The organism is Priestia sp. USM5 (assembly GCF_058323215.1).
Window position 1 is genome coordinate 175,729 of the sequence record NZ_JBSGKN010000001.1, and the last position, 21,220, is coordinate 196,948.

At 38.6% G+C, this 21,220-nt stretch carries 21 protein-coding genes and 1 riboswitch; of the genes, 19 read left to right on the top strand and 2 right to left on the bottom strand.

The features are described 5' to 3' along the window. Positions 1–16: 16 nt before the first annotated feature. The 5 genes from ACWATA_RS00900 to ACWATA_RS00920 all read left to right on the top strand — a co-directional run bounded on the left by ACWATA_RS00900 (position 17) and on the right by ACWATA_RS00920 (position 6,134). Positions 17–790 carry an electron transfer flavoprotein subunit beta/FixA family protein gene (locus tag ACWATA_RS00900; protein ID WP_016765685.1) on the top strand — a complete coding sequence of 258 codons (774 nt, stop codon included), beginning with the start codon at positions 17–19 and terminating at the stop codon, positions 788–790. A gap of 33 nt (positions 791–823) precedes the next feature. After that, on the top strand, positions 824–1,804 hold the full coding sequence (locus ACWATA_RS00905) for an electron transfer flavoprotein subunit alpha/FixB family protein (protein ID WP_033579632.1): 981 nt from the start codon (positions 824–826) through the stop codon (positions 1,802–1,804). A 408-nt stretch (positions 1,805–2,212) separates the two neighbouring features. Then, positions 2,213–2,527 (top strand): thioredoxin, encoded by a 315-nt coding sequence (trxA, locus tag ACWATA_RS00910; RefSeq protein ID WP_013059404.1) that lies wholly within the window; start codon positions 2,213–2,215, stop codon positions 2,525–2,527. Between the two features lie 223 nt (positions 2,528–2,750). Beyond that, positions 2,751–4,517, top strand: coding sequence for an excinuclease ABC subunit UvrC (gene uvrC / locus ACWATA_RS00915; protein ID WP_014458075.1), 1,767 nt, complete (start codon positions 2,751–2,753; stop codon positions 4,515–4,517). 65 nt (positions 4,518–4,582) lie between these two features. Then, positions 4,583–4,760, top strand: a riboswitch (Lysine riboswitch). Between the two features lie 141 nt (positions 4,761–4,901). After that, on the top strand, positions 4,902–6,134 hold the full coding sequence (locus ACWATA_RS00920; RefSeq protein WP_033579633.1) for an aspartate kinase: 1,233 nt from the start codon (positions 4,902–4,904) through the stop codon (positions 6,132–6,134). 51 nt (positions 6,135–6,185) lie between these two features. Here the strand turns inward: ACWATA_RS00920 and ACWATA_RS00925 are convergent, their stop codons facing one another. Beyond that, entirely contained in the window at positions 6,186–6,713 is a 528-nt protein-coding gene (locus ACWATA_RS00925; protein WP_028411755.1) for a YslB family protein, read from the bottom strand. 489 nt (positions 6,714–7,202) lie between these two features. On the opposite strand from ACWATA_RS00925, the gene ACWATA_RS00930 reads away from it, so the two are divergent. The 13 genes from ACWATA_RS00930 (at position 7,203) to ssuD (ending at position 18,272) form a co-directional block, all read left to right on the top strand. Next, positions 7,203–7,811, top strand: coding sequence for a succinate dehydrogenase cytochrome b558 subunit (locus ACWATA_RS00930; RefSeq protein WP_028411754.1), 609 nt, complete (start codon positions 7,203–7,205; stop codon positions 7,809–7,811). Between the two features lie 29 nt (positions 7,812–7,840). After that, a complete protein-coding gene (sdhA, locus tag ACWATA_RS00935) occupies positions 7,841–9,628 on the top strand; it encodes a succinate dehydrogenase flavoprotein subunit (protein ID WP_013059399.1) in 1,788 nt (595 codons plus the stop codon). Between the two features lie 3 nt (positions 9,629–9,631). Then, positions 9,632–10,405: a succinate dehydrogenase iron-sulfur subunit gene (sdhB, locus tag ACWATA_RS00940; protein ID WP_013059398.1), complete on the top strand. Its 774-nt coding sequence runs from the start codon at positions 9,632–9,634 to the stop codon at positions 10,403–10,405. A gap of 63 nt (positions 10,406–10,468) precedes the next feature. Further along, complete coding sequence (locus ACWATA_RS00945; RefSeq protein ID WP_028411753.1) at positions 10,469–10,918, top strand: acyl-CoA thioesterase; 450 nt, start codon at positions 10,469–10,471, stop codon at positions 10,916–10,918. A 174-nt stretch (positions 10,919–11,092) separates the two neighbouring features. Then, the gene (gene gerE, locus ACWATA_RS00950) at positions 11,093–11,317 is read left to right on the top strand and encodes a spore germination transcription factor GerE (protein WP_013059396.1); all 225 of its coding nucleotides are present in this window, start codon (positions 11,093–11,095) and stop codon (positions 11,315–11,317) included. A gap of 203 nt (positions 11,318–11,520) precedes the next feature. Beyond that, a complete protein-coding gene (locus tag ACWATA_RS00955) occupies positions 11,521–11,847 on the top strand; it encodes a hypothetical protein (RefSeq protein WP_028411752.1) in 327 nt (108 codons plus the stop codon). 148 nt (positions 11,848–11,995) lie between these two features. Beyond that, a complete protein-coding gene (locus ACWATA_RS00960) occupies positions 11,996–12,496 on the top strand; it encodes a cation:proton antiporter regulatory subunit (RefSeq protein WP_013085158.1) in 501 nt (166 codons plus the stop codon). Next, positions 12,497–13,711 (top strand): cation:proton antiporter, encoded by a 1,215-nt coding sequence (locus ACWATA_RS00965; RefSeq protein ID WP_473049544.1) that lies wholly within the window; start codon positions 12,497–12,499, stop codon positions 13,709–13,711. 133 nt (positions 13,712–13,844) lie between these two features. After that, positions 13,845–14,642, top strand: a complete 798-nt coding sequence (locus ACWATA_RS00970; protein WP_080754460.1) for an ABC transporter ATP-binding protein — start codon at positions 13,845–13,847, stop codon at positions 14,640–14,642. A gap of 33 nt (positions 14,643–14,675) precedes the next feature. Continuing rightward, complete coding sequence (locus ACWATA_RS00975) at positions 14,676–15,662, top strand: aliphatic sulfonate ABC transporter substrate-binding protein (RefSeq protein ID WP_028411749.1); 987 nt, start codon at positions 14,676–14,678, stop codon at positions 15,660–15,662. Between the two features lie 10 nt (positions 15,663–15,672). Next, the gene (locus ACWATA_RS00980) at positions 15,673–16,527 is read left to right on the top strand and encodes an ABC transporter permease (RefSeq protein WP_028411748.1); all 855 of its coding nucleotides are present in this window, start codon (positions 15,673–15,675) and stop codon (positions 16,525–16,527) included. 69 nt (positions 16,528–16,596) lie between these two features. Then, a complete protein-coding gene (ssuE, locus tag ACWATA_RS00985; RefSeq protein ID WP_028411747.1) occupies positions 16,597–17,151 on the top strand; it encodes an NADPH-dependent FMN reductase in 555 nt (184 codons plus the stop codon). Continuing rightward, positions 17,148–18,272, top strand: coding sequence for an FMNH2-dependent alkanesulfonate monooxygenase (gene ssuD / locus ACWATA_RS00990; protein ID WP_033579638.1), 1,125 nt, complete (start codon positions 17,148–17,150; stop codon positions 18,270–18,272). The genes ssuE and ssuD overlap by 4 nt, the downstream gene beginning before the upstream one ends. A 66-nt stretch (positions 18,273–18,338) precedes the next feature. On the opposite strand, the gene ACWATA_RS00995 is transcribed toward ssuD, so the two are convergent. Beyond that, entirely contained in the window at positions 18,339–18,545 is a 207-nt protein-coding gene (locus tag ACWATA_RS00995; protein WP_013059387.1) for a hypothetical protein, read from the bottom strand. A gap of 238 nt (positions 18,546–18,783) precedes the next feature. On the opposite strand from ACWATA_RS00995, the gene ACWATA_RS01000 reads away from it, so the two are divergent. Next, positions 18,784–20,802 carry a penicillin-binding transpeptidase domain-containing protein gene (locus tag ACWATA_RS01000; RefSeq protein ID WP_473049545.1) on the top strand — a complete coding sequence of 673 codons (2,019 nt, stop codon included), beginning with the start codon at positions 18,784–18,786 and terminating at the stop codon, positions 20,800–20,802. The last annotated feature ends 418 nt before the right edge of the window (positions 20,803–21,220 follow it).

Consider the following 21,220-nt stretch of genomic DNA (forward strand, 5'->3'; position numbering starts at 1 on the left):
TTAGGAGGGGAATTGAATGAATATTTATGTGTTAGTAAAAAGAACGTTCGATACAGAGGAGAAACTTTCACTAAAAAATGGTCAAATTGTTGAAGATGGAGCTGAATTTATTATTAATCCTTACGATGAGTATGCAGTTGAAGAGGCTATTCAGCTAAAGGAAAAGCATGGCGGAGAGATTACGGTCGTGAGTGTAGGAGGGGAAGAATCAGAAAAAGAACTCCGAACAGCTTTGGCTATGGGAGCAGATAAAGCGGTTTTAATCAATACGGAAGATGACATAGAAGATGGCGATCAGTACACGACTTCTAGGCTGCTGGCACAGTACTTAAAAGAGCAATCTCCTGATTTAATCTTAGCAGGAAACGTAGCGATTGACGGAGGTTCAGGCCAGGTGGGACCGCGCGTAGCAGAACAGTTAGAAATCCCTTATATTACAACGATTACAAAGCTGGATATTGAAGGTGAAAAAGTGACGGTTGTACGCGATGTGGAAGGAGATTCGGAAGTTATTGAAACGTCGCTTCCTCTTTTAGTAACAGCTCAGCAGGGACTTAATGAGCCTCGCTATCCATCTCTTCCAGGGATTATGAAAGCGAAGAAGAAACCGTTGGTTGAAGTGGAATTAGACGATTTAGATTTAGATGAAGATGATGTAGAAGCAAAAACAAAGACAATTGAAATTTATTTACCTCCGAAAAAAGACGCGGGGCGCGTATTACAAGGAGATATAAAAGATCAAGTAACAGAGCTGGTCAATTTACTGCATAAGGAAGCAAAAGTCATTTAATAAGTCAAAAGTCAAAACAATGGGGGTATTGTAATGGGACGCAAAGTGTTAGTTCTTGGAGAAGCACGTGATGGGGGATTACGAAACGTATCGTTTGAAGCGATTTCCGCAGCGTCTACTGTAGCTGACGGGGGAGAAATTATTGCAGCGTTAGTAGGAAAGGACGTAAAATCTTTAAGTGAAGAACTTATTGCATACGGAGCAGATAAAGTTGTTGTGACGGAGCATGAAGATTTAGCTGCTTACACATCGGATGGTTACGCTCAGGCATTATTAGCCATCATTGAAAGTGAACAGCCTGAAGCTATCGTATTTGGGCATACGGCTCTTGGCAAAGATCTAGCGCCAAAACTGGCAGCTCGCTTAGATAAAGGACTTATCTCGGATGTGACGGATGTAGAAGTGGGAGGGGATCAAGTAGTCTTCACTCGCCCAATTTATTCTGGTAAAGCATTTGAGAAGAAAATCATGACCGATGCTTTTACGTTTGTCACGATTCGTCCAAATAATATTTCACCGCTTGCAAAAGATGAGGGGCGTACAGGTGATGTAGAGGATTTAAATGTTGAAATCAAAAACCTGCGTACTGTTGTAAAAGAAGTCGTACGCAAAGCAACGCAAGGGGTTGATTTGTCCGAAGCAAAAGTCGTGATTGCAGGTGGTCGAGGTGTAAAAAGTACGGAAGGTTTTGGACCTCTCCAAGAACTAGCGGACGTGTTAAATGGAGCTGTTGGAGCGTCTCGCGGAGCGTGCGATGCAGATTACTGCGACTATTCTCTTCAAATCGGTCAGACGGGCAAAGTAGTCACACCAGATTTATACATTGCCTGCGGAATTTCAGGTGCAATTCAGCATTTGGCAGGTATGTCAAATTCAAAAATTATTGTTGCAATCAATAAAGATCCTGAAGCGAATATTTTTAAAGTAGCTGACTACGGAATCGTTGGAGATTTATTTGAAGTAGTGCCTCTGCTAACGGAAGAATTTAAAAAGCTGAAAGTACAGTCTGCGTAAGATTCTCGGACAAAAGTATTTGAGACGAAGTGAAGAACGAACCGTTGATCAAGATTTTTGATTAGTGGTTCGTTTTTTTGTTAGGGTAAACGCAGGGTAGGTCTTTCTAGCAGGTGATTGGAGGGCAAGGCGAAGACTCCTGCTAGAAAAGCGAAGTCTTGCATGGAAATCAACTGCGGTGTCGCAAGCGGTTCAACCCATGTATACTATTTGTTCGTCTTTGGATTCATTTAGTCAGGTCTCAGCCTCATGGGAAACGAAATTTTCTACGCATATTTTTAGGCAAATTGTACAAACTAGAGCGGAGAATAAACAGTATAAATGTAAGCAAAAAGTTAGCAAACCTTATTTGAAGGTGATATACTGTGAGTAGAATTTGGATATTGCATATATTTAGGAGGAATTAAAATGGCTATTGCACATGCTACAGATAAAAACTTTACAGATGAAATTAAATCAGGCCTAGTGCTTGTTGACTTTTGGGCACCATGGTGTGGCCCTTGTAAAATGATTGCTCCAGTTCTTGAAGAAATTGATGGCGAACTTAACGATAAAGTTAAAATCGTAAAAGTAGACGTTGATGAAAATCAAGAAACAGCTGGAAAATTTGGTGTTATGAGTATCCCAACTTTAGTATTATTCAAAGATGGAGAGAAAGTTGATCAAGTAGTTGGTTTCCAACCAAAAGAAGCATTAACAGAATTAATTAATAAACACGCGTAAGTCAAAACCTAGCTCAGGCTAGGTTTTTTTCTTTTTCTCCACTTTTTCTCTTTTGGGAATACTTTTATTTAGCGAATATGCGTTCGTTTGTTTTATACTAGATGTAAGGAACACCGCCATAAATCCAGCTTATGTACATGTATTAAGACAGGAAAGAATGTAGGTTACGCTTCATAAGCGATTGTATAGATGGACAGAGTAAGAGAAGAGGAAGGAGAAAAGTATGAACGATTATTTAAAAGAAAAGCTGGCTATTTTACCGGATCAGCCCGGCTGTTACTTGATGAAAGATAAATATGGAACGGTCATTTACGTAGGAAAAGCAAAAGTATTAAAAAATCGAGTACGTTCCTACTTTACCGGATCTCATGACGGAAAGACGCTTCGACTTGTAAACGACATTGTCGACTTTGAATATATCGTCACATCTTCTAATTTAGAAGCGCTTATTTTAGAAATGAATTTAATTAAAAAGCATGACCCAAAATACAATATTATGCTTAAAGATGATAAGGGCTATCCGTTTATTAAGATTACAGCTGAAAAACAGCCCCGACTTGTTATTACAAGAAAAATAAAAAAAGATAAAGGGAAATACTTCGGTCCTTATCCTAATGTTCAAGCAGCAAATGAAACAAAGCGGCTTCTTGATCGCATTTATCCGTTAAGAAAGTGCTCCACTATGCCAGATAGGCCTTGTTTGTATTACCATATCGGGCAATGTCTAGCTCCTTGCGTAAAAGAGGTAAAAGAAGAGCAAAACAAACAAATTATTGAAAATATCACGCGGTTTTTAAATGGTGGATATGAGCATGTCAAAACAGAGTTAACTGAAAAAATGTTAAAAGCTTCAGAAGAACTTGACTTTGAACGGGCTAAAGAATACCGAGATCAAATTGCTCATATCGAAGCGACAATGGAAAAGCAAAAAGTAACGTTTAATGATTTTGTTAATCGAGATGTGTTTGGCTATTCTTACGATAAAGGATGGATGTGTGTTCAAGTTTTCTTTATTCGCCAAGGGAAATTAATTGAGCGAGAAGTTTCTATGTTTCCTTTTTATAAAGAGCCAGAAGAAGATTTCTTAACTTTTATCGGTCAGTTTTATGCCAAAAATATTAAGCCAAAAGAAGTGATGGTTCCAGCAACGATTGATGCAGAGTTAGCTGAGAAGTTAGTAGAAGTAGAGGTTCAGCATCCAAAGCGAGGCAAAAAGAAAGAATTAGTAGAACTTGCGTGTAAAAATGCAAAAATTGCGCTCGGTGAAAAATTCTATTTAATTGAACGAGATGAAGAGCGTACAGTTGGCGCAGTTGAACGGTTAGGAGAAGAGCTTGGAATTGCCGCTCCTTATCGGATTGAAGCATTTGATAACTCAAATATTCAAGGAACAGACCCAGTTTCTGCGATGATTGTTTTTGTTGATGGGAAACCGGAAAAGAAAGAATATCGCAAATATAAAATTAAGACCGTAAAGGGACCAGATGATTACAGTTCCATGAGGGAAGTCGTTCGCAGACGGTATTCCAGAGCGTTAAAAGAAGGCCTTCCGCTTCCGGATTTAATTGTTGTAGATGGAGGCAAAGGGCATTTAGCTGCAGTCCAGGACGTTCTCGAAAATGAATTGGGACTTTTAGTGCCTACAGCAGGTCTTGTTAAAGATGATAAACACAGAACCTCCAACCTGATGATTGGTGAGCCTCCTCAAATCATACCGCTTGAACGCAATAGTCAAGAATTTTATTTGCTTCAGCGAATTCAAGATGAAGTTCACCGCTTTGCAATCACCTTCCACCGTCAAGTGCGCTCTAAGTCCGCTTTTCAGTCAGTTCTAGACGACATTCCGGGAGTGGGAGAAAAGCGTAAGAAAGCTTTGTTAAAGCATTTTGGTTCGGTGAAAAAATTGAAAGAAGCAACGGTTGAAGATATACGAAATTCAGGTGTTCCTCAAAACATTGCTGAAAAAATTTATGAAACATTACAAAAATAGTCTTGAAATAATAGAAAATATTTGATAAGCTATTAACTAATTTCATACGACACTTCATCAAATGAAGTGAAGATAGAGGTGCAAATTTAATCAGTACGCATCAGGAAGGGTATGAGCCCTTATGAACGATGCGGAAAGGGAAATTTGCCGAAGTGAACATTACCTCATAGTAATGATTGCTGGTTCTGCGTTGAATAAACGTAGGATTGTCAAGATGTAGATTCTTGGAGAGCTATCTCACGGCAGTGGACGGTTATGTTTTATAATTTTCGTTCGTTAAGCAATGAGAGCTCATCTCATTGCTTTTTTTATTGTCTGAGTAAAAAAATTTAGCTTCTCATCATCCTGCATATGCAAATTTATTGAAAAGGAATGAACAAAATTATGGCATTAATCGTTCAAAAATTTGGTGGAACATCTGTTGGTTCTGTTGAACGTATTCAACATGTAGCAAACCGTGTTATTCAAGAAGCAGAGCGCGGTAACCAAGTAGTAGTTGTTGTATCGGCAATGGGCAAAACCACAGATGCACTGGTGAAATTAGCAAGTGATATTACGGACAGTCCAAGTAAACGCGAAATGGATATGCTTCTTACAACTGGAGAACAAGTAACGATTTCCCTGTTAACAATGGCTCTTCAATGCAAAGGTCATGAAGCCACTTCGCTAACAGGTTGGCAAGCTGGTATCCAGACGGAAGCAGTTCACAGCAATGCACGAATCCAGCACATTGACACGACTCGTATTCAAAGCCAATTAGATAGAGGTCGAATCGTAGTAGTAGCTGGATTCCAAGGCTGTTCAGAAGATGGAAGCATTACAACATTAGGTCGAGGCGGCTCTGACACGACGGCAGTAGCTCTTGCCGCGGCACTAAAAGCTGCAAAATGTGATATTTATACAGACGTAACAGGAGTGTTTACGACGGATCCGCGCTACGTAGAAGAGGCTCGTAAACTTCATTCTATTTCATATGACGAAATGTTAGAATTAGCCAATTTAGGAGCAGGGGTGCTGCATCCGCGCGCTGTTGAGTTTGCAAAAAATTATCAGGTACCGCTAGAAGTGCGTTCAAGCTTAGAAAACGAGAATGGAACGATTGTTGAGGAGGAAGTTTCAATGGAACAAAACTTAGTCGTAAGAGGAATTGCGTTTGAAGATAATATTTCACGGGTGACAATTGAAGGGTTAAACAACGAGTTACAAACTCTTTCTACTATTTTTACAGCATTAGCAAAAGAACAGTTAAATGTGGATATTATTATTCAAAACGTAACGGCTAATAATCGCCTCTCTATCTCATTTTCTATTAAAACTGTAGATGTAGAAGCTGCTCTTGCCGTCTTAAAAGAGTATAAATCTACCTTGGGGTATACGCGTATTGAACATGAAAGCAGTCTGGCTAAAGTATCGATTGTGGGATCTGGCATGATATCTAATCCAGGTGTTGCAGCCGAAATGTTTGAAGTGCTGGCAGGAGAGAAAATTGAAGTGAAGATGGTCAGCACGTCTGAAATTAAAGTATCTACAGTTGTACCGCATGCTGATATGGTAAAAGCTGTTGAGACGCTTCACGTAGCATTTGAATTAGAAGAGCAGCAGGCAGTGCAAGTATAAAGAAAAGAAAAAAGACGTGGTATCTCCACGTCTTTTATATATACGTATTTCTTACTTTTTATAACGCTCCGCACGGGTTTCGGTAGGTAAGATATCTTTTCGGTCCCACTGCACGGAAATCAGCACTTTTCCGTTCTTTTCTTTAGGTGTTAAGTAGGCTTCTGTTAGGCAGTTGTTTTGACGCTGAATCTGTTCAGCCACAAACCCTGACTCAAGATGAAATGAACAAGTTTCCTGCTGAAATCTTTTGCTGACCACATCACCTGATAACTCAAGCTCTAGTGAATATTTATCTTTTTTGGCAAGCGTCAGTGTTCCCCAGGAAGCTGCTTTAAAAAATGCGACGATTTCATCCATTGTATTTAATGGATATTTACGCGCAAGGTGTTTTCCTGCCCAGTATGAGATGGTATTCGTTTCGTCTCCAAGAAGCTCTGGAATTAACACGTCACGCAAAAGGCTGTATCCGAAATATGGAACGTGATCAAGAGCTCTCTCTGTTTCAGCTGCGGCATTAGGTTCTAATGTTTCCATCGTCTCTTCAAGTTCTTGCTGTGATTCTGTTTGTAAATTGCTCATGCTTTCCCCTCTTTCTTTACTACTATTATATACAAATCTAAAAAACCTCTCACGCATTTTTTTAATAAAATGTAAGAGGATCTTTATTATGGTAAAAAGAGTTAGATGTAAAGATAAAAAATCCATAAAATTACTTTTAAAAGGGTACTTTTACCTGTGTAAATGTTTTGTGAACTTGTTTACAATAAAAGTATAAAGTAAACGCTTACTTAACTGTGGCAAGCGATATTATAATAGAAAGAAAAAATCTTTAACATCAATGCAGTAAGCGTTAACAAATATAAAATTTTATAAATTTATATTTTATAGAAGATTTAAACATCTTGCCTTGACGCTCTTAATCGATGGGAGTAAAATTAACCTGTCACATACTTTATTAGGAAATGCAAAGGTTTTCATTTCCTGTATTCACGATTAATCTATTTGTCTAGTGGGAGTAAGAAAGTTCTTCACAAACTATGTTCATTTAACTAAGGGGGGTCTACGCAGATGGCGGCAAACAGAGAGTTTCAATATCGGAGAATCCATTCACTACTTGGAGTAATACCAATCGGGATTTTCTTAACACAGCATTTAGTTGTGAATCATTTCGCGACAAAGGGAGAAGAATCATTTAATCAAGCAGCTCACTTCATGGAGAGCTTACCTTTCCGCTATGCTCTAGAAATTTTCATTATTTTCTTACCAATCGTTTTTCACGCAATATACGGTCTTTACATCGCATTCACTGCTAAAACAAACGTTAACAACTATGGATTTTTCCGTAACTGGATGTTTATCCTTCAGCGTGTTTCAGGTGTAATCACACTTATCTTCATCACATGGCACGTATGGGAAACCAGAATACAAGCTGCGCTTGGAAAAGAAGTAGATTTTCAAATGATGGAACGAATTTTAAGCAACCCAGCAATGTTTGCATTCTACATAGTTGGTGTTGTATCTACGATCTTCCACTTTGCAAACGGTCTATGGTCATTTGGAGTTAGCTGGGGGTTAACTGTAACACCACGTTCTCAAAGAATTTCAACTTATGTGACATTAGCAATCTTCTTAGCACTTACATTCGTAGGTGTTCGTACATTATTCGCATTTGCATAAAATTAAGGTTTTGAAGGAGTGGGGTTCCGATGAGTAACGGAAAAATCATCGTAGTCGGTGGCGGTTTAGCTGGCTTGATGGCAACAATAAAAATTGCTGAGTCTGGCAAGCAAGTAGATTTATTTTCACTAGTTCCGGTAAAAAGATCTCACTCAGTTTGCGCACAAGGTGGAATCAACGGAGCCGTAAATACGAAAGGTGAAGGAGATTCACCATGGGAACACTTTGATGACACAGTGTATGGCGGAGACTTTTTAGCCAACCAGCCACCTGTAAAAGCAATGTGTGAAGCAGCTCCTGGTATTATTCACTTACTTGACCGTATGGGTGTTATGTTTAACCGTACTCCTGAGGGTTTGTTAGACTTCAGACGATTTGGCGGAACGCAGCATCACCGTACGGCTTTTGCTGGAGCAACAACGGGTCAACAGTTATTGTACGCATTAGATGAGCAGGTTCGTCGCTATGAAGTTGCCGGACTTGTGACAAAGTACGAAGGATGGGAATTCTTAGGTGCTGTTCTTGATGATGAGCGCAGCTGTCGCGGAATTTCTGCACAGAATTTAAAATCAATGGAAATTAAAACGTTCCCAGCTGATGCGGTTATTATGGCTACAGGTGGACCTGGTATTGTCTTTGGAAAATCGACGAACTCAGTTATTAATACAGGTTCAGCGGCATCTATCGTGTATCAGCAAGGTGCATACTATTCAAACGGAGAGTTTATTCAAATTCATCCAACTGCTATCCCGGGAGATGATAAGCTTCGTCTTATGAGTGAATCTGCTCGTGGAGAAGGCGGACGCGTTTGGACATATAAAGACGGTAAACCTTGGTATTTCTTAGAGGAAAAATATCCGGCATACGGTAACTTAGTACCTCGTGATATTGCAACTCGTGAAATTTTTGACGTCTGCGTAGCGCAGAAGTTAGGAATTAACGGAGAGAACATGGTTTATCTGGACCTTTCACATAAAGATCCAAAAGAGCTAGACATTAAACTTGGAGGTATCATCGAAATCTATGAAAAATTCATGGGCGATGATCCGCGCAAAGTACCAATGAAGATTTTCCCAGCCGTACACTATTCAATGGGCGGTTTATGGGTGGATTACGATCAAATGACAAATATCCCTGGCTTGTTCGCAGCTGGTGAGTGTGATTATTCGCAGCACGGAGCGAACCGTTTAGGAGCAAACTCATTATTGTCAGCTATTTATGGCGGTATGGTTGCTGGTCCTAAAGCCGTTGAATACATCAATGGTTTAGAAAAGAGCGCAGATGCTATTTCTTCAAGCGTATATGATCGTCATGTGAAAGAAGAAGAAGAGAAATGGAACAATATCATGAATCTTCAAGGTACAGAAAATGCATACGTTCTTCATAAAGAGCTAGGGGAATGGATGACTGACAACGTGACAGTCGTACGATACAATGACAAACTGTTAAAAACAGATGAAAAGATTCAAGAATTAATTGAACGCTATGATCGTATTAACATTAATGACACGGCTAAATGGAGTAATCAAGCGGCAACATTTACTCGTCAGCTTCAAAACATGCTCCAGCTTTCACGTGTTGTAACGCTTGGAGCTTACAACCGTAACGAAAGTCGCGGTGCTCATTATAAGCCGGATTTCCCAGATCGTAACGATGAAGAATTCTTAAAAACAACAATGGCATCTTTCGTTGATAAGAAAACGGCTCCTTCTTTCCATTATGAAGAGGTAGACGTATCGTTAATCAAACCGCGTAAGCGCGACTACACAAAGAAAAAAGATGAAAAACCAAAAAAACAACAAGAGGGGGTTCGTTAATCAATGAGTGAACAACAAACAGTCCAAAAGACAGTGCGCTTCATTATTACACGTCAAGATTCAGCTGAATCTGCTCCTTACAATCAGGAGTTTGAAATTCCGTATCGTCCGAATATGAACGTTATTTCAGCACTGATGGAAATCAGACGTAACCCTGTTGATGCTTCAGGTAAAGAGGTTGCTCCGATAAACTGGGAAATGAACTGTTTAGAGGAAGTATGCGGAGCCTGTTCAATGGTTATCAACGGTAAACCTCGTCAGTCATGTACAGCTCTTGTTGATAAACTAGAACAGCCGATTCGCTTGCAGCCAATGAAAACATTCCCTGTTGTTCGTGACTTGCAGGTAGACCGCAGCCGTATGTTTGATTCACTGAAAAAAGTAAAAGCCTGGGTTCCGATCGATGGCACATACGATTTAGGACCAGGACCGCGTATGCCTGAAAAGAAACGTCAGTGGGCGTATGAGTTATCCAAGTGTATGACATGCGGCGTTTGCTTAGAAGCTTGTCCAAACGTAAACGACAAGTCAAACTTCATCGGTCCAGCACCGCTTTCTCAAGTTCGCTTGTTTAATGCCCATCCAACCGGTGCGTTAAATAAAGGAGAACGTTTAGAGACGATTATGGGTGATGGAGGGCTAGCGAACTGCGGGAACTCTCAAAACTGCGTTCAATCATGTCCAAAAGGAATTCCATTGACTACTTCAATCGCAGCTTTGAACCGCGACACAACAATTCAAGCATTCAGAAGTTTCTTTGGTAGCGATCAAGTATAACCACTCAAAACCTCTCCACGTGGAGAGGTTTTATTATGTCTATGACGAACGGAGGAAATACAGATGAATAATATTTCGTATATTGAAGACATGGATCACTGGAAAGAGTCATTTTCGTTTAAGCAGAAAATCAAGGTAAGATTTTCGGAAACAGATATGTTTGGGCACTTAAATAATACGGTTCCTTTTGTTTATTTTGAACAAATACGTACGGAATTCTTTCACCATATTGGCTTTATGCAAAAGTGGACGAGTGAGTATGAGGGAACGATACCGGTAGTGGCTGATTTGCAGTGCGACTATGTCAAACAAGTGTATTTTGGCAACGTGCTAGCTGTTTTTGTAAAGGCCCATAAAATCGGACGTTCTTCGGTTGATTTACACTATATGATTCAAAATGAGCAAGGAGAGGTTGTACTCACGGGGAGAGGAACAATGGTGCAAATTTCTAAAGAAACAGGAAAAAGCGTGCCTTGGAATGAAGAGATGAAAAGGTGTTTATCGACTATATAAAAATGGCTTGAAGGCTCTTTCTTCAGGCTTTTTTTCTTTTTCAAAGGTAAAAAAGAGTTTTTTGCATATTTTTTCTAAAACTAGTAACCGCGTAGGCATACCGCACATAAGATATGTTGACTAAATTTACACCCATCCGATAGTTCAACTCAGGATCAGGCAAGGAGGGTTACATTGAAAGAAAAAGAGTTTCAACCTAAACCGCTACTTACAAAGCGTGAACGAGAAGTATTCGAGCTTTTAGTACAGGACAAAACAACAAAAGAAATCGCGAGTGAACTATTCATTAGCGAAAAAACAGTTCGAAATCATATTTCTAATGCGATGCAAAAGCTTGGAGTCAAGGGGCGTTCTCAAGCAGTCGTAGAACTCCTTCGAATGGGAGAACTTGAACTATAACATGAGCTGGCTTTCTTTTTAGAAAGCCAGCTTTTTGTATATTTTTTTAAGTATCGCATATGTATCTAAAAAGAATATCATTAAGAAAATATTATAAAAAAGGTAAATCTTTATAAAAGAAACTTATTGCTTGAAATTGAATTTCAGAGTACGTATACTTTTAAGTAAGGAGATACTACTTCAAAAGAAAGAGAGGTGAGATGATGAAAAATGTATGGTTAGGGGTATTATTATGCATGATATTCTGCTTGCCTTTTGCGAGTTTGCCAGATAAATTTATTGATAATGACTTTGAAAAAGTAAAGGTCACAAAAAGTTCGGTACAGCATTACACGGATATCGTGCACATGTCTCCAGGAGCTAAGCACAGCGTCAAACAAATAGGATCTCTAATACAAAGTGTGATAGTAACTTTTGCTTTAGTATGGGTGAGTACCAAGCTCATCATTCCGACGCATCAAATTGCGTATTTTTTCCTCAAGAAAACACTTTTTTATCCAAAAATCTTTCAATCAAGTTACCTCAATTAAATAAAAAAGGTTGAAATTTCAGCAGCCTTTTCTTCAAACCTAAAATTACCTACTATTCTTAGGCTTATTTGTCATGGGGATTTTCTATACAAATAATGCAATGAAAATTTAATATTCTTCTTAAAAACTTTATAGGAGTGATCATTCAATGATGATTAAAGAAACGGAATTACCAGGAATCGGCCGTAAATTTGAAATTGAGACAAGCGGAGGAAACCGTGTGGTCGTTATTATTCATGATGATGGACGACGTGAAATCTACCACTTCGATCAAAAAGATTTAGAAGAAAGCATTTTTGACATTACGTTAACAGATACGGAATCAAGACAGCTAGCTGCAATTTTAGGCGGCATGATTTACAAGCCAAAAGCAATGGAAACCATTGAAGTGGCATTCAATGACTTAGTGATTGAATGGTACAAAGTTGAAAAACAGGCGAAAGCTCACAGTAAAACAATTGGCGAAATTGACGTTCGCAGCAACTATGATGTCACAATCATCGCTGTCATTAAAAACACGCAAAAAAAATTATCTACCCCAGGACCAGATACGTTAATTGAAGAAGGAGATACGCTTGTCATCTCTGGTGAAAGAGGAAATTTAAAAACGCTCATTAAAGAATTGCTTTCACAAGGAGGTAGTTCATAATTGGATCATTTAGTATTTGAAGTTGGGACAGCTTTGTTACTAGTCGCTTTAGCGGCTATACTAGCACATAAATTTAAATTTACGATTATTCCATTCCTCATTCTGCTGGGCATGGCGGTTGGTCCCCATGCTCCTGAGTTTGGCTCATTCAGTTTAAAGTTTATTGAAAGCCAAGAGATTATTGAATTTATGGGGAGAATTGGAGTTCTCTTTTTACTCTTTTATTTAGGGTTAGAATTTTCAGTTGGAAAGTTAATTAAATCAGGTAAGTCCATCGCGGTGGGAGGATCTATTTATATTTTAATTAACTTTACCTTAGGATTATTGTATGGATACCTGACAGGAAATCCTCTTCTTGAAGTGCTGATTATCGCTGGAATTATTACGATTTCGTCCAGCGCAATTGTCGCAAAAGTATTGGTTGATTTAAAACGAACGGCAAATCCAGAAACGGAATTGATATTAGGGATCATCATGTTTGAAGATATTTTCTTAGCGGTTTATCTTTCTGTCGTTTCAGGGTTGGTGCTTGGAGACCACGAATCGCTTGCTGGATCTTTAACATCTATTTTAATTGCGTTTGGCTATATGATGCTGTTCTTTATCATTGCTCGAAAAGCTACGCCTCTACTAAATAAACTTTTAAATATTTCATCGAATGAAATCTTTATAATCGTCGTTTTTGCGGTATTGTTTTTTGTGGCAGGCTTCTCAGAAACAATTCACGTGGCAGAAGCAATTGGAGCATTATTGCTTGGGCTTGTATTTTCTGAAACAGAACATCGCGATCGGATTGAACATCTTGTCGTACCGTTTCGTGATTTCTTTGGAGCCATCTTTTTCTTCAGCTTCGGATTAAGTATTGATCCTCTCACGCTCTGGGATGCAGGCTGGCTTGCCCTTGGAGCAGTTGCGCTTACGATTATTGGTAACTTTACAGCCGGTATGATTTCAGGAAGAAAAAGCGGGCTGTCACACAAGGCTTCGACCAATATTGGATTAACAATCATGTCACGAGGTGAGTTTTCAATCATTATGGCTAACATCGGAATTGAAGGAGGATTATCGGCCATCCTTCAGCCATTCGCTGCGCTTTATGTATTGATTTTAGCTATTATTGGTCCTTTGTTAACGAAGGAGTCTAAGCATATATACGGATTTTTAAACTCAATATTTAAATGGAAAAAACCAAATCCTCAAGAATCTAATGGATAAAATATATAAAACACAGTTGACAAATCGGATTAATATGATAAAATTCAAAATAATCCAATAACAAATCAGTTAACTATAGCAACGGGCTGATCGGTCAACCGAAAGCTCCTACCTTTTTTAGGTAGGAGCTTTTATGTTTTTAGGTGAAATAGCTTTTGATTTAAAAATTCAAGGAGGAGGAATTGCTGTGAGTGTCGTGATTCAATCGGTTAACCGCTCATTTCAAAAAGGAGAACAAGTAACTCAAGCATTGCGAAATGTAAATCTTACGATTAATAAAGGTGAATTTATTACCATTATTGGTCCGAGCGGATGCGGAAAAAGTACGCTGCTTAAAATGATCGCTGGACTTGATATAGATTATGAAGGGCGCATTGAAATCAACGGGAAGCACATAGCCGGACCTAGCATTAAACAAGGAATGATCTTTCAAGAACACCGCTTGTTCCCGTGGCTTAATGTGGAGCAAAATATAGCGGCTGACTTATCGCTGAAAGATTCGAACGTTCGGCGCCGCGTAGATGAGCTAATTGATATTGTCAGGCTGAAAGGATTTGAAAAAGCTTATCCTCGAGAACTATCTGGGGGGATGTCTCAACGAGTTGCGATTGCGCGTGCTCTTTTAAGAAATCCCGAGGTTTTATTGTTAGATGAACCGTTTGGTGCGTTGGATGCTTTTACTCGCACTCATCTGCAAGATGTGCTGTTAGACATATGGAAAAAAGAAAAAACAACCATGATTTTTGTTACCCACGATTTAGATGAATCCATTTACTTAGGAACTAAAATTGTGATTATGAGTGCCAGACCAGGAGAAATTAGTCGGGTTGTTCCAGTAGAAATTAGTCATCCGCGAAAAAAGACAGAACTACCTTTTCAGCAGCTAAGGCAGCAAGTGCTGAAAGAATTTGAAGAAGCAGGAGAACATTAAAGATTCAATCAGACAGAGAAGGAGACAGAACAGATGAAAAAGCTACTTTTAACTGCAGCTATTGTACTTGTTCTCGCATTGGCTGGGTGCGGGACGAAAGAAAAAGCGAGCGGCGAAGATTCGAAAAACGTTACGATCAATATTGGCATTCAACAAAGCCTAGGACCTTTAATGCTGGCACAAAACCAAAAATGGTTTGAAAAAGAATTTAAAAAAATAGGTGTAAACGTTAAATGGACAGAGTTTCAAAGCGGTCCTCCGCAATTTGAAGGGTTAGCATCTGGACACTTGGATTTCGGCCAAGTTGGAAACTCACCGGTTATTTCTGGTCAAGGGGCAGATATTCCATTTTTAGAAATTGCTAATTCGAGCGACGGATTAAAAGGAAATGCTATTTTAGTAGGGAAAAACAGCAAGATTAAAAGCGTAAAAGATTTAAAAGGTAAAAAGATTGCGGTTGCCAAAGGCAGCAGCGGTTTTAACTTATTGTACAGAGCTCTTGATCAAAATGGGTTAAAGCCAAGTGACGTAAAGATTATTCAGCTTCAGCCAGACGAAGCTCAGCCAGCATTTGAAAATGGGTCAGTGGATGCATGGTCAATTTGGGAACCGTTTATCTCCCTGCAAAACTTAAAAAATGAAGCTCGTATTTTAGCAGACGGCGATTCGTTAAAGGTTGCTTCACCAGGCTTTACTATTGTAAGAGAAGGCTTTGCAAAAGATCATCCGGAGTTAGTCGTTAAGTTTTTACAAGTTTATCAAAAAGCACTTGAATGGCAAAACGAACATTTTGAAGAATCTGTGGATATTCTAGCAAAACAAAAAAATCTAGATAAAGACGTAGTAAGACAAGTGTTAAAAAATAATCCTGCCTATAATCGCCCAACCTCTAAAGAAATTATTGCAGAACAACAGCGAACAGCTGATTTTCAACAATCTTTAGGCGTTATTAAAAAGAAAATTGATACGGGAGATGTCGTTGATAATTCATTTATTGAAAAAGCATTAAAAGAAAAATGAGGTGATGAAAATGAGTAAAACATCCGTGGTTTCAGGACATGTCCAGTCTTCAGCAGCTCACTTGCAACAAGTGAAAAAAAGAAAGGAAGAAGCGAAAAATAAGCAGGGAATTTTCCTTCGTTCTCTCGTCGTGCCAATTTTGCTTATCGTCGTGTGGCAAATCATTGGTTCTGCGGGCTATGTATCTAAAACCGTTCTTCCTACACCTGTTGATATTGTACTTTCTTTCAAACAGCTCATCGTATCGGGAGAACTCGGAGCTAATCTTCAAATCAGTATTTTACGTGCTGCCATAGGTTTTGCCGTTGGAGCTGGTCTAGGTTTACTATTTGGTGTTATTGTCGGTTTCTCAAAGAAAACGGAGCACTATATGGATCCATCCATTCAAATGCTTAGAACTGTTCCTCACCTTGCCTTGGCTCCTTTATTTATCTTATGGTTTGGCTTTGGGGAAATTTCAAAGATATTGCTAATTGCAAACGGTGCGTTTTTCCCAATCTATGTTAATACGTATTTAGGCATTCGCGGCGTTGATTCGAAATTATTTGATGTTGCGCGTGTTCTGCAATTTAGTAAATGGAAACAAATCACGAAACTCATTTTACCAGCCGCTCTTCCTAATATTTTACTTGGTGTCCGATTGTCTTTAGGTATTGCATGGCTCGGACTGGTAGTAGCTGAATTAATGGGAGCAAGTGAAGGTGTAGGATATATGATTATGGATGCTAGGCAGTTTTCTCAAACAGATGTAGTTTTTGTCGGAATTATCATTTTTGCTGTTGTAGGCAAATTAACTGATTCATTTGTCCGAGTATTAGAAAAGCGTCTTCTTAAATGGAGAGACAGCTACGCAGGTGAAAAATAAAAGAAGGATTTATATACTTATTAATCCTTGTAAATCTATCAGTTTTATAAGTTAAAAGGAGAGATGATAATGAGTCAGTTTACAATTATTACGGGAAGCCCTTCAAAACAATCAAGGTCAGCTGCTTTAAGTGAGTATATTGCAGCATATCTGCAAAATGAAAAACATGAAGTAAAAACCGTGCATGTCCGCGATCTACCAGCTGAAGACTTACTATATGCTAACTTTTCTAGCCCTGCGATTCAAGAAGCTCAAAAGAAAGTGGCAGATGCTGATGCCGTTATTATTGTCAGCCCAATCTATAAAGCTAGCTACACAGGAATCTTAAAAACATTTTTAGATTTAATACCTGAAAAAGGTTTGCACAATAAAACCGTGCTGCCGATAGCTACAGGGGGAACCATTGCTCATCTACTGGCTCTTGATTATGTATTTAAGCCGACATTATCCGTTTTAGGAGCTACTGCTCTTATTCATGGAGTTTATATTGTTGATTCTGAGGTGGCCTATACGAAAGAAAATGAAATTGAGTTTATTGCGGAAGAAGCAGAAGCGAGAATTAAACGTTCATTAAAAGAGCTTGAATATCATCTAGAACAAACGAAAAGGAGTGTTGAATCATGAAAATGTTATGGTTTATTCCTTCCCATGGAGATGGAAGATATCTAGGGACAAATCGAGGAGGTCGTTCAGCAGACTATTCATATTTTCGACAAGTTGCTCAAGCAGCTGACCGGTTAGGATTTGAAGGAGTTCTGATTCCAACGGGGAAATCATGCGAAGACCCGTGGCTATTGGCTGCTTCACTTATACCTGAAACAGAGCGTTTGAAATTTTTAGTAGCTGTACGTCCGGGCATTATGGCTCCTTCCGTGGCAGCGCGCATGACTTCGACTCTTGATCGAATTTCAAACGGTCGTTTACTAGTTAACGTAGTAGCAGGAGGAGATCCAGCAGAATTAGCCGGAGACGGCCTTTTCTTATCACATGATGAACGTTATGAAGCTGCGGATGAATTTTTAGATGTGTGGAAAGGGTTATTGGCTGGAGATACGGTTAATTATGAAGGAAAACATATTCATGTAGAGAACAGTGAGCTGTTGTATCCACCTGTTCAAAAACCTTCTCCACCTATTTATTTTGGCGGATCTTCACCCGCAGGACAAAAAGTTGCAGCAAAACATTCTGACGTGTATTTAACGTGGGGAGAGCCTCCTGAACAAGTAAGAGAAAAAATAACGGCTGTGAGAAAGCAAGCAGAAGCAGAAGGCAGAACCGTTAAGTTTGGGATTCGTTTGCATATTATTGTACGGGAAACGGAAGAAGAAGCTTGGGAAGCAGCCGATCGATTAATTCAGCATTTGGACGACGACACAATTCAAGCTGCACAGCGTACTTTTGCAAGGTATGACTCAGTTGGGCAGCAGCGAATGGCGAGCCTTCATAGAGGAACCCGAGAGGAACTTACGATTAGCCCTAACTTATGGGCAGGTGTGGGGCTCGTCCGGGGAGGTGCAGGAACTGCCCTGGTAGGCAGTGCTGAAAATATAGCGAAACGAATAAAAGAATATGAAGCTTTAGGAATTGAATCTTTTATTTTATCAGGCTATCCGCATTTAGAAGAAGCTTATCACGTAGGAGAGTTATTGTTCCCGCTTTTAAATATTGATGAGGGTGAAGGAAAGAGTGAAAGCATCGGTGAGATTATTGCAAACGATAGGTTTCCAAAAGCTTCAACCTCGTAAAAGAAGAACCGGTGAATTTTTCACCGGTTCTTCTTTTACATTCATCTCAGCCGAGAGACGAGTCCGTTAAATTGTTGGTTTTGGTTTTTCAGGTGCAGCTTGTTTATCTTTTCGACTTTCTTGAATATATACTTTAAAGAGAAAAATATTTAAACAGCCCAGTGTGAGGAATAACGGTGCAAAATAATATTCTTGAGACATAAGTAGGACGAAAACGCTTCCAAAACAGAACAGAGAACTAAACATAAAGTAAAACTGTAAGAATCTTCTCATTTTAGTCGCCTCCTATTCTTTTTCTTCTTACACTTATTATATCAAATACTTTCCAAAAAAGACACAAAATATTCACAAAATGTTCAATTTTTTTCTTATTTACCTATTGATTTTTTTGTCGATATGTAAATTAAGTGGGTTGTAATACCAATTAATTCCTGGGTGTAACTTTCTGATGGAAAGTTTATGTAAAATTTTATATGATAGAAATGGTATTGAAAAAAGGGGGAAAATCATCATGAGACGAATTGGGTGGCTATTTTTTACTATGGCAATTCTCTTACTCATAACTGCCGGTTGCTCAAATGATCAACAGAAAGCACAGGATCGATTTGATAAATATGTAGCCATGTGGAATAAAGAAGATTTTGAAGGTATGTATGGATACTTGTCTAAAGATGCTAAAAAGACGATTTCAGAAAAAGACTTTGTAAATCGATATAAAAATATCTATGATGCAATTGAAGCGGACAAGCTTAAAGTGAAGGCAAGTAAAATAGAAGACTTAGAAATAAAAGACCATAAAGCTGTTTTACCTTTTGAAGTAAACATGAACTCTGTAGCCGGTGAAATCTCATTTAAAGAAAATGCTGCTGTGGTTCAAGAAAAACAAGGGGATACAGAGAATTGGTATATTAATTGGAAGCCTAATATGCTTTTTAAAGGACTTAAGCAAGGAGAGCAAGTAAGAGTAGCTACTCAGTCAGCTGTGCGTGGAGAAATTATGGATCGTTCAGGGAAATATTTAGCTCAAAACGGAGAAGCGATTCAAGTTGGAGTTGTTCCCCAGCAGTTTTCTAAAGGCGGCGAGCAAGCGATACGACAATTAAGCAAGACTCTTGCTCTTTCAGAAAAAAGTATTAATCAAGCACTGAGCGCTTCTTGGGTGAAAGAGAATCAATTTGTTCCTATTAAAACAGTTAGTCAAAAAGACGCCTCTAATTTAGAGAATTCTTTGAAAAAAGTAGAAGGCATTCAACAAAAAAAGGTGAATGCGCGCGTATATCCTTGTGAAGAAGCGTGTGCTCATTTAGTTGGATACGTTGCGCCTGTCACAGCTGAATATTTAAAAGAGCATAAAGATGAAGGTTATAATGCTCAGTCTAAAGCTGGAATGATTGGCTTAGAATCTTTGTATGAAGATAAGCTTCGTGCTCGAGACGGCGTCACGATTTATACTGTAGATAAAGATGGTAATAAAAAGAATGAAATTGCAAAAGTGAATCCAAAAGACGGGGAAAGCATTCAGGTTACGGTAGACACGAATGTTCAAAAATCCCTTTATGAACAGTTAAAAGATGAAAAAGGAGTAGCTACTGCTCTTCAACCTAAAACGGGAGAAATATTAGGTCTTGTAAGCACGCCAGCTTTTGATCCGAATTCTTTTTCTTTTGGAATCGATGCTAATACGTATCAATCCCTTTCAACGAATCCTAATAAGCCGTTAATGAATCGTTTTACCAAAACGTATTCTCCGGGATCTACATTTAAGTTAGTCACCGGAGCTTTAGCGGTTGATGAAAACGTGCTAAATCCAAATGAAAGTATATCAATCAGCGGGAAGAAATGGCAGAAAGATAAAAGCTGGGGAAATTTCTACGTAACACGAGTGGGCAGCAAACCGAATGTTAATTTACGTGATGCTTATGTTACATCTGATAATATTTATTTTGCGCAGACTGCTTTGAAGCTAGGTTTAGACAAATTTAACAGTGGTTTAAAACAGTTTGGGTTTAATCAAAAATTGCCTGTTAATTATCCTTTTGAAACGTCTAAAATTGCAGGTGATCAAGATATTAAAGATGAGGGAGTATTAGCAAACTCTGGCTATGGCCAGGGGAAACTGCAAGTGAATCCTCTCCACTTGGCATTGATGTATACATCGATTGTAAACGATGGAAATATAGTAAAGCCTATTCTTATGAACGGTGATGAGAGTGGAATATGGAAAAAACAAGTAATATCTAAAGAAACGGCGCAATTAATTCAAAATGATTTAGTTGATGTCATTGAAGATAAAAACGGTACGGGTCATGCAGCAAAGATAGATGGGTTAACCTTGGCTGGAAAAACGGGAACAGCAGAGCTAAAGAAAACTCAAGGTGAAAAAGGGCAGGAAAACGGATGGTTTGTAGCTGTGGACACAAAACAGAAAAACTTACTCGTTTCAATGATGGTTGAAGGGGTAGAGGATAAAGGCGGAAGTCATTACGTCGTGCCGAAAGTAAAAAATGTATTTCAGCAATATAATAAGTAAATAATAAAAGCCAGTTCTAAAAGAGCTGGCTTTTATTATTTACACAAGGGGAGTAATGTTAAGTTTTTGTAAATCCCAATTTTATACAAACTCTGAAAACCCTTATTTTAAAAGGAATCAACGTATTATTGTTAATGTATTGTAAAGAAGCCTAAAAAAATGTGTTTGAAAAGTTATTGACAATTAACAATAATAGGAGTAATTTTTGACTTGGCGTAAAAAAATGAATCGCATAACCTATAGGTGAAAGAACCACATTTTGGGACTTTTGCTCTGGTAAACGTTTGTTTTTTTAGAATTTTTTGATACACAAGAGAGGTGGTTTCTCTCGTTATAGTAATGAACAGCTAGGTTTTATCCATTACTTTAAATGAAAAAAGAAACTAGAACACATATAAAAAGATAGAGAGAAAAAACG

What these genes read in the sequence shown, in the direction of transcription:
- ssuD (WP_033579638.1), top strand. Translation starts at nt 17,148, where the DNA reads ATGAAAATGTTATGGTTTATTCCTTCCCATGGAGATGGAAGATATCTA.
- ACWATA_RS00925 (WP_028411755.1), bottom strand. Translation starts at nt 6,713, where the DNA reads ATGAGCAATTTACAAACAGAATCACAGCAAGAACTTGAAGAGACGATG.
- sdhA (WP_013059399.1), top strand. Translation starts at nt 7,841, where the DNA reads ATGAGTAACGGAAAAATCATCGTAGTCGGTGGCGGTTTAGCTGGCTTG.
- ACWATA_RS00960 (WP_013085158.1), top strand. Translation starts at nt 11,996, where the DNA reads ATGATGATTAAAGAAACGGAATTACCAGGAATCGGCCGTAAATTTGAA.
- ACWATA_RS00980 (WP_028411748.1), top strand. Translation starts at nt 15,673, where the DNA reads ATGAGTAAAACATCCGTGGTTTCAGGACATGTCCAGTCTTCAGCAGCT.
- ssuE (WP_028411747.1), top strand. Translation starts at nt 16,597, where the DNA reads ATGAGTCAGTTTACAATTATTACGGGAAGCCCTTCAAAACAATCAAGG.
- ACWATA_RS00945 (WP_028411753.1), top strand. Translation starts at nt 10,469, where the DNA reads ATGAATAATATTTCGTATATTGAAGACATGGATCACTGGAAAGAGTCA.
- ACWATA_RS00900 (WP_016765685.1), top strand. Translation starts at nt 17, where the DNA reads ATGAATATTTATGTGTTAGTAAAAAGAACGTTCGATACAGAGGAGAAA.
- ACWATA_RS00920 (WP_033579633.1), top strand. Translation starts at nt 4,902, where the DNA reads ATGGCATTAATCGTTCAAAAATTTGGTGGAACATCTGTTGGTTCTGTT.
- ACWATA_RS00905 (WP_033579632.1), top strand. Translation starts at nt 824, where the DNA reads ATGGGACGCAAAGTGTTAGTTCTTGGAGAAGCACGTGATGGGGGATTA.
- uvrC (WP_014458075.1), top strand. Translation starts at nt 2,751, where the DNA reads ATGAACGATTATTTAAAAGAAAAGCTGGCTATTTTACCGGATCAGCCC.
- ACWATA_RS00995 (WP_013059387.1), bottom strand. Translation starts at nt 18,545, where the DNA reads ATGAGAAGATTCTTACAGTTTTACTTTATGTTTAGTTCTCTGTTCTGT.
- ACWATA_RS00970 (WP_080754460.1), top strand. Translation starts at nt 13,845, where the DNA reads ATGTTTTTAGGTGAAATAGCTTTTGATTTAAAAATTCAAGGAGGAGGA.
- ACWATA_RS00955 (WP_028411752.1), top strand. Translation starts at nt 11,521, where the DNA reads ATGAAAAATGTATGGTTAGGGGTATTATTATGCATGATATTCTGCTTG.
- trxA (WP_013059404.1), top strand. Translation starts at nt 2,213, where the DNA reads ATGGCTATTGCACATGCTACAGATAAAAACTTTACAGATGAAATTAAA.
- ACWATA_RS00930 (WP_028411754.1), top strand. Translation starts at nt 7,203, where the DNA reads ATGGCGGCAAACAGAGAGTTTCAATATCGGAGAATCCATTCACTACTT.
- ACWATA_RS01000 (WP_473049545.1), top strand. Translation starts at nt 18,784, where the DNA reads ATGAGACGAATTGGGTGGCTATTTTTTACTATGGCAATTCTCTTACTC.
- ACWATA_RS00975 (WP_028411749.1), top strand. Translation starts at nt 14,676, where the DNA reads ATGAAAAAGCTACTTTTAACTGCAGCTATTGTACTTGTTCTCGCATTG.
- sdhB (WP_013059398.1), top strand. Translation starts at nt 9,632, where the DNA reads ATGAGTGAACAACAAACAGTCCAAAAGACAGTGCGCTTCATTATTACA.